Origin of the sequence: Burkholderia sp. BCC1638, from assembly GCF_902833195.1 — a bacterium.
In the GTDB taxonomy this organism is placed as follows: Bacteria; Pseudomonadota; Gammaproteobacteria; order Burkholderiales; family Burkholderiaceae; genus Burkholderia; species Burkholderia diffusa.
In genome coordinates this window covers 1-7,343 of sequence record NZ_CADFEC010000061.1, presented here as the reverse complement: position 1 = coordinate 7,343, position 7,343 = coordinate 1, and the positions used below count along the sequence as shown (strand labels likewise).

Sequence of the window (7,343 nt, the reverse complement as noted above, 5' to 3'; positions counted from 1 at the left end):
GCGAGAAATAAGGTGCATCCTCGGGGCAAACTTCTCCGAATGGGCGGCGCTTCGCTTCGGTATCCGGCCATTCCCCGCCCACATCGCCGACCACCTCGCGCGATCGCCTATTAATCAGTGTTTCCCTAATTGATTCAGGATAATTAAAATGAAAGAAAAATCCTGTCGATTTGAAGGGGATCAACGCGCACTTTCGAATCCCGGAAAGGACGGCGCGACATGCGAAAACGCCGCCGCATTCCGATAAAAACGCCTCGTATAACGACCTAAACGCGAACAATCGCGTTTTCTTTCAAATGCCAGACACTGATCGCCGTTCGCATCATAAGAGATTTTTTAATATCGGAATGATCTTTGACAACGCGGCGCAGCACCGCCTATTTTTGTGGTGTCGTAAATTCCGGTAATACGATAAGTCGTCGAAACTGCCAGGGGGCGGCGTTCCCGCATCATTCTCCGCCAGCAGTTTGCTGTGTCTGTATCAAGTTCAGTCTCTCGAAGAAGTCCAATCCCCAACCGCCGTCTGCCAACCGTGCAACGCGAGTGGCGGGTATGCCTGCGCGTTTTTCGCCGGCGATGGCGGCCTGTGTGAAGCGGTATCCGACTCAACACAAGGATCGAGGCATGAAACCAGACAGGAGCAGTACCGGCAGCCGCCGCGAGCGTCGCGGCAGGCTGGCCGGGCTAGGCGCATTGACCATCGTGACGCTCGTGCTCGCGGGCTGCGGCGGCGACGATTCGTCGTCCGTCGGCGCGTCGAGCCTCGCGCAGGCCACCGCCAGCCAGCAGGCCAGCGCGCAAGCGGCGGCCGCCAGCCAGTCGCCGGCGGCGAACCAGCCTTACGTCGACCCCGTCGCGTATTCGATGAACGCGACCGACGGCCTCGCGGCCGCGCAGGTCTCGGAGAAGGCGGCGGTGATGCATTACCAGTGGAAATCCGGCGGCACGACGGTCAGCTACACGACGACCACGGGCCACCTGACCGCGCAGGACGCGAACGGCAACGCGGAAGCGTCGATGTCCTACGTCGCGTACACCGCGCCGAGCACGAACGGCAAGCCGCGCCCCGTCACGTTCGTCTATAACGGCGGCCCCGGCTCGTCGTCGATCTGGCTGCGCCTCGGCTCCTTCGCGCCGACGCGCGTCGCCACGCCCGATCCGCTGTTCGGCAGCAACTGGCCGAACTATCCGCTCGTCGACAACGCGGACAGCCTGATCGACACGACCGACCTCGTGTTCATCGACCCGCCGGGAACCGGGCTGTCGGAAGCCGTGCTGCCGAACACCAATCAGAAGTACTGGGGTTCGGACGCGGACGTCAACATCATGCGCGACTTCATCCAGCGCTACCTGAACGTCAACAGCCGCGGCACGTCGCCGATCTACCTGTACGGCGAATCGTACGGCACCCCGCGTACCGACATGCTCGCGCTGGCGCTCGAATCGGCCGGCGTGCACCTGACGGGGATCGTGCTGCAATCGTCGATCCTGAACTACTTCGCCGATGCGGTGGAAGCGGTGGCGATCACGCAGTCGACCGAAGGGCTGCTGCTCGAGACCGATACCGTGGCCGGCTACCTGCCCGGCTATGCGGCGGTCGCCGCGTACTTCAACCAGGTGTCGCCGGCGCCGGTCAACCCGTATCTGTATGCATTGCAGACCGAGTTGTTCACGACGCTGATCTACAACCAGTTGCAGCAGTACTCGCAGTCGTGGGTGCTGAGCCAGCTCGGCATTCCGGATGCGCTCGGCACGCCGGTGTTCCCGAGCGATGCGACGCTGAAGCTGTGGTCGTTGCCGTCGAGCCTCACGCAGCAGGCGCTGCGCGGCTACTTCAACGCGAATCCGTTCGGCACGAGCCTGCTGCCCGGCACGACGATCGGCCGCTACGACGGACGCGTGTCGTTGCCGAACTCGGATCCGCGGCTGCAAACGGACGGCGATCCGTCGGACATCCTGATCTCGCAGCCGTTCACGAACGCGCTCGCGACGCAGATGCCCGACTACCTCGGCTACACCGCGCCGAACGCGACCTACCTGCCGCTGAACGACAACATCATCCAGGTGTGGGACTTCTCGCATGACGGCCAGCCGATGCCCGACTCGATCCCCGATCTGCTCGGCGCGCTTCAGCTCAATCCGAAGCTCCGGGTGCTCGCGGAGAACGGCCTCCACGACCTGGCGACGCCGTTCTTCAACACCGAGAAGCAGCTCGCGCGGCTGCAGACGGTGAAGGGCCTGAACCCGAAGCTGCAGGTGAATTTCTTCCAGGGCGGGCACATGACGTATCTGGATGACGTGGCCCGTCCGCAGATGAAGCGCGACCTGACGATCTTCTATCAGGGCAAGCGGATTCCGACCGCGCTGACGCTGCGCACACTGCCGCCGCCGTGGCCGGACGAGAACCCGGCCGGCACGCCGACCGGCAGCGTGCCGGGCGCGACGGCCGCGACGACGCTGGCGGCCGCACCGTAAACGACGGACTCCTTGCGAAAAGGAACCCTCAATTCATCCATTGAATGCGAGTGATCATGTCCCTAATCAACTTGATGCGGCGTATGTCTCCGTTGATCGTCCTCGGTGCCGTGATGAGCAGCGCCCACGCACTGCCGCCGCAGGCGGTGGCGCCGGTGAAGCTGCCGCGCGGCGGGCACGGTGTCGACGGTCCGTTCTTTCCTGCGACCCGCGTGGCGCCGGTATTGCCGTCGACCGGCGCGACGCTGCAACAGCAGGCGCAGAAGCGTGTCGACGCACGGCTCGGCGGTAACACGGTGCTGAGCAACGGCGCGGCGGTGACGAAAGCGCAGGCGCAGAGCAGCGGGCTGGGCTTCGTCTCGAAGCACTTCGACGAGATCGATGCGAAACACACCGGTCGCGTGACGATGAGCGATGTGCGGCAGTTCATCCAGCAGCGGCAGGTGCAGGCGGAGCAGGAACAGCAGCAGGAGTGAAGGTGTAGCGAGGTCGTGCGCAGGGTGAGGGCCGATGCAGGCCGTCTCCCTGCACCGGCGGTCTGCTTTGAACCCGCCGCGGCGCACGTTCGGCCGCGGCTTTCTTCATGGAAGCCCGATTCTTGCGCTGGCAGCGTGAAGCCGCGTCACGCGTCGCGTGATCGAGGTTCGGCTTCCCGGTGCGCGTAACGCCGCGCCGTCGCGGACGGCAACTCACCGAACATCGCGCGGTAGTCCTGAGCAAAGCTGCTCAGGTGCCAGAAGCCCCACTTCGTCGCGGCCGACGTCACGGACCCGCCGAGCCGCAGCTCGCGACGAACGTGATTCAGCCGGACGGCGCGCAGATACGCGATCGGATTCAGGTTGAGCGTGTCGTTGAACGCGTATTGCGCGGTACGCCGGCTGATGCCGAGCTGCACGCACAGTTCGGCGATCGACAGCGGACACGTCGACGCGTCCTGCAGCCGCTCCTGCACCGCGTTCACGAGCGACCAGTACTTCGTCGGCCGCGTTGCGAGGGCGTCCGCGTCCGGCGCGGGCGTCGTCATCGCTTCGGAAATTGCATACAGCACGGTCCGCTCGAGCAGCTCGATCCGTTCCTGCGTCGTCACGTCGTCGATCGGCGTGCTTTTCGCGGCCGCGGCCATCGTGTGGCGCAGCAGGTCGCGCAGGCGGTCCGCGACCTGGGGCGTCATCGGGATCAGCGGCGCGAAGGTGCGCGCGCGCAGCGACGCGGCGAGCGTGCGCATCGCCTCCGTCGACAGCTTGTCGGGCTCGATCTCGACGTTCACGAGCACGTGCCGGTCGGGCGAATAGAACTCGAACACGGGCTGGCTCGAGAACACGTGCAGGCTGTCGCGCCCGCTCTTCTCGCCGCACATGCGCGCATGGCCTTCGAGCTCCAGCGGCACGGCCACCGCGATGCGGTCGGACGGCACCGCGCCCTGCTGCAGGATCACCTTGTCGAGATCCTCGACCAGAAGCCGGATGCCGCCGAGCGACACGATGGACGACGAACCATGAAATCGGCCGCCCGAGATTTGCGTGTAGTTGAGATCCCAGCCGTCGAAGATTCGCGCCTGCTCCTCCACGTCGGTGAACGCGCAGAACGCCACCGTTCGTGCGAACGGCGGGGCGCCAGAAAAATCGCTCGGATCGGCAGACGGCGTCATCGGAGTCGGGAAGGGGCGGGCCGGATCGATGCATTGTAGCCGCTGCCCGAGCCGGTCAAAAACCCCGATGGCCCGATTCCCCGAAGAAACCCTCGCTTGCCGAAATCCGATAGTGAAAAGCCGGCCGGCGCAATACCTTTGGCACGAACGGAACACAACGTATCGCATCGCGCCGGCGCCTGGAGCCTCCCGCTTCGTTGCCGGACGAACCGAACACGGCTGCCGGCGTAGGCCCGGCAGCACACTTCTGGAGAGACGTCGATGGAGCTTCCACGTGGCGGATTCTGGCGAAACTGGGTGGGCAATCAGTCGTGCGTTGCCGCGCACATGGCGTCGCCGACCAGCGAGGCGGAGATCGCCGAGCTGGTGCATGCCGCGACGAGCCAGGGCAAGAACGTCCGATGCTCGGGATCGGGACATTCGTTCACGCCGGTCGTCGCGACGAGCGGCCTGCTGCTGTCACTGAAGGATTACCAGGGCATCGTCGCGGTCGACGAGCAACGTAAGCGCGTCACCGTGAAGGCCGGCACGCGGATCAACGCGGTGACGCGTCATCTGAAGGACATCGGCTTCTCGCTCGTGAACCAGGGCGACATCGATTCGCAGGCCATTGCCGGTGCGCTCGCAACCGGCACGCACGGCACGGGGACGACGCTGAGCAACCTGTCGTCGCAGGTCGTCGGGATGCGGATCGTTCGCCCCGACGGCTCGATCATGGAAGTGAGCGACGGGCAGGACCTCGACCTGCTGCATGCGACGCAGGTGAACATCGGCATGTTCGGCGTGGTGTCGGAGCTGACGCTGCAGGTGACCGACGCGTTCTGGCTGCACGACCGCGTGTGGCGCGAGGACTTCGAGGCGCTGATGGAAAAGTACGACGAGCTCGCGGCCACGCACCGGCATTTCGGTTTCTTCTGGTGCCCGACGTCCGAAAGCCGCCATCTGTACTGCCTGCCCGATACCGCGAAGGTGTCGAATTCGAAGAAGGACTACGACGTGTGCGAAATCAAGGTGATGGACCTCACCGACGAACGCACGTTTTTCGAAGGCGAGCACGAGAAGATCGCGTACAGCGCCGAGGTCTATGCGATTCACTACGTCGCGAACTTCCACGAACTCGAATACGCAGTGCCTGCCGAACACGGCAAGGAAGCGCTGCGCCGCGTGCGCGACCTGATCCTCACGAAGCATCGCGACTGCATCTTCCCGGTCGAGTACCGCTTCACGAAGGGCGATCCGGCGTGGATCAGCCCGTTCAACAATCAGGACAGCGTAACCATCTCGTGCTCGGGCGGGCCGAACGGCGTCGACTACTGGCCGTTCCTGAAGGACGTCGACGACATCCTGCGCGATTACGGGTCGCGTCCGCACTGGGGCAAGCTGCATTTCACGAACCGCGACGACGTGGATCGCTGGTTCCCGAAAGCCGAAGCATTCCGCGAACTGCGCCGCAGCGTGGACCCGGAAGGCCGTTTCCTCAACGATCATCTTCGGACGCTGTTCAGCTGAGCGGACCGAACCAACCAGACTGGAGAACGACGCATGAATGCCAAGATTGACGGGCGCCTGGCCGGCAAGGTCGCCATCGTGAGCGGCGGCGCGGGCGGATGCGGCGCCGCCGCGTCCGAACTGTTCGCCGCGCAGGGCGCGAAGGTGGCGATCGTCGACCGCGACGGCGACGCGGCCGAAACGCTTGCGTCGCGGCTGCGCGATGCAGGCTTGCAGGCGATCGGCCTCGGTGCCGACGTGTCGAGGCAGTCGGACGTGCAGGCGGCGGTCGACGCGGCGCGCGGGCAGTATGGCAATGCGGACATCCTGTTCAATCACGCGGGCACGTTGATCGTCAAACCGTTCCTCGACATCGAGGAGTCGGAATGGGACTGGCTGATGGGCGTGAACGTGAAGAGCATGTTCCTGATGACGAAGGCGGTCCTCCCGCAGATGCTGGAAAAGGGGCGCGGCAGCATCGTCTGCACGTCGTCGATCTCGGCCGTTTGCGCGACGCCCGGCGAGGTGCTGTATGACGCGACCAAGGGCGCGTGCCATATGTTCGCGCGGGCGATCGCCGTCGAGTACCGCGACCGCGGCATCCGCTGCAACGCGCTGGCGCCCGGGTTCATCCGCACGCCGCACGGGATGCGCGAGTTGAAGGATCTGCAGGCGATGGGCGTGGACGCGACCGAAGCGGCCATCGCGGTGCAGCAAGGCCGGCTGTGCGAGCCGTCGGAAGTGGCCGCGGCCGCGCTGTTCCTGGCGTCGGACGAATCGAGTTTCGTCAACGGCACGCACCTGTTCGTCGACAACTGTTTTTCCGCCGTTTAGGCCCCGATATTCGCAGGAGGCCGAAGGGCAGGCACGCGTTCTCCAGGAGCGGCAGGTTCCGTCGAAGGTTCCGCAGCGATGCGGACCTTCGATTTTTTTTTGCCGGGTCGTCGCGCGATGCGTCCTAGCGGATTGTCGTAATCCTTCTATCTGAACCGATTTGCGTCTGCTGGAATGGCAATGCCGAATCACCGTTCAGCCGGCATCGCGGGGCGGCATGGTCGATGACGTCATCGAGCGCCGGTCCGGCGCTCGGCTTCGCGGGTCCGGGCAAGTCCGGCATACCAGGGTCAATCCATCACTTTCTTTTGATCAATCATCATGTTCAATCGCACTACCAGCACCGTCGCCAACGTCGATCCGGAACTCTGGACTGCCATTCAGGACGAGAACCGCCGCCAGGAAGAGCACATCGAGCTGATCGCGTCGGAAAACTACACGAGCCCGGCCGTGATGGCTGCACAGGGCTCGCAGCTCACGAACAAGTATGCGGAAGGGTATCCGGGCAAGCGTTACTACGGCGGCTGTGAATACGTCGACGTGGTCGAGCAATTGGCGATCGACCGCGTGAAGCAGCTGTTCGGCGCGGAAGCCGCGAACGTGCAGCCGAACTCGGGTTCGCAGGCGAACCAGGGCGTGTTCTTCGCGATGCTCAAGCCGGGCGACACGATCATGGGCATGAGCCTCGCGCACGGCGGTCACCTGACGCACGGCTCGCCGGTGAACATGTCGGGCAAGTGGTTCAACGTCGTGAGCTACGGCCTGAACGAAAACGAAGACATCGACTACGACGCCGCCGAGAAACTGGCGAACGAACACAAGCCGAAGCTGATCGTCGCGGGCGCGTCGGCATTCGCGCTGAAGATCGACTTCGAGCGTCTGGCGAAGATCGCGAAGT

At 64.3% G+C, this 7,343-nt stretch carries 6 protein-coding genes and 1 pseudogene; 5 read left to right on the top strand and 2 right to left on the bottom strand.

Going from position 1 to position 7,343, the window contains the following annotated elements; all coding sequences use genetic code 11:
- Positions 1–184 (bottom strand): hypothetical protein (locus tag HWX22_RS31840; RefSeq protein WP_208456504.1); only part of this gene is annotated, 184 nt, incomplete at its 3' end.
- Positions 185–624: 440 nt separating this feature from the next.
- Here HWX22_RS31840 and HWX22_RS31015 point away from each other — a divergent pair.
- Positions 625–2,475, top strand: a complete 1,851-nt coding sequence (locus tag HWX22_RS31015; protein WP_175909903.1) for a peptidase S10 — start codon at positions 625–627, stop codon at positions 2,473–2,475.
- Positions 2,476–2,519: 44 nt separating this feature from the next.
- Complete coding sequence (locus tag HWX22_RS31010) at positions 2,520–2,951, top strand: 2-oxoglutarate dehydrogenase (protein WP_175916971.1); 432 nt, start codon at positions 2,520–2,522, stop codon at positions 2,949–2,951.
- A gap of 146 nt (positions 2,952–3,097) precedes the next feature.
- On the opposite strand, the gene HWX22_RS31005 is transcribed toward HWX22_RS31010, so the two are convergent.
- Positions 3,098–4,123, bottom strand: coding sequence for a helix-turn-helix domain-containing protein (locus tag HWX22_RS31005; protein ID WP_175916970.1), 1,026 nt, complete (start codon positions 4,121–4,123; stop codon positions 3,098–3,100).
- Between the two features lie 261 nt (positions 4,124–4,384).
- Between HWX22_RS31005 and HWX22_RS31000 the strand changes: the two genes are divergently transcribed.
- From HWX22_RS31000 to glyA, 3 genes and pseudogenes are all read left to right on the top strand, one after another.
- Entirely contained in the window at positions 4,385–5,632 is a 1,248-nt protein-coding gene (locus tag HWX22_RS31000; RefSeq protein ID WP_175916969.1) for a D-arabinono-1,4-lactone oxidase, read from the top strand.
- Between the two features lie 33 nt (positions 5,633–5,665).
- On the top strand, positions 5,666–6,445 hold the full coding sequence (locus tag HWX22_RS30995) for an SDR family oxidoreductase (RefSeq protein ID WP_059692484.1): 780 nt from the start codon (positions 5,666–5,668) through the stop codon (positions 6,443–6,445).
- A 321-nt stretch (positions 6,446–6,766) separates the two neighbouring features.
- Positions 6,767–7,343 (top strand): annotated as a pseudogene (gene glyA / locus HWX22_RS30990) (serine hydroxymethyltransferase); the annotation flags it as partial.

What these genes read in the sequence shown, in the direction of transcription:
- HWX22_RS30995 (WP_059692484.1), top strand. Translation starts at nt 5,666, where the DNA reads ATGAATGCCAAGATTGACGGGCGCCTGGCCGGCAAGGTCGCCATCGTG.
- HWX22_RS31015 (WP_175909903.1), top strand. Translation starts at nt 625, where the DNA reads ATGAAACCAGACAGGAGCAGTACCGGCAGCCGCCGCGAGCGTCGCGGC.
- HWX22_RS31005 (WP_175916970.1), bottom strand. Translation starts at nt 4,123, where the DNA reads ATGACGCCGTCTGCCGATCCGAGCGATTTTTCTGGCGCCCCGCCGTTC.
- HWX22_RS31000 (WP_175916969.1), top strand. Translation starts at nt 4,385, where the DNA reads ATGGAGCTTCCACGTGGCGGATTCTGGCGAAACTGGGTGGGCAATCAG.
- HWX22_RS31010 (WP_175916971.1), top strand. Translation starts at nt 2,520, where the DNA reads ATGCGAGTGATCATGTCCCTAATCAACTTGATGCGGCGTATGTCTCCG.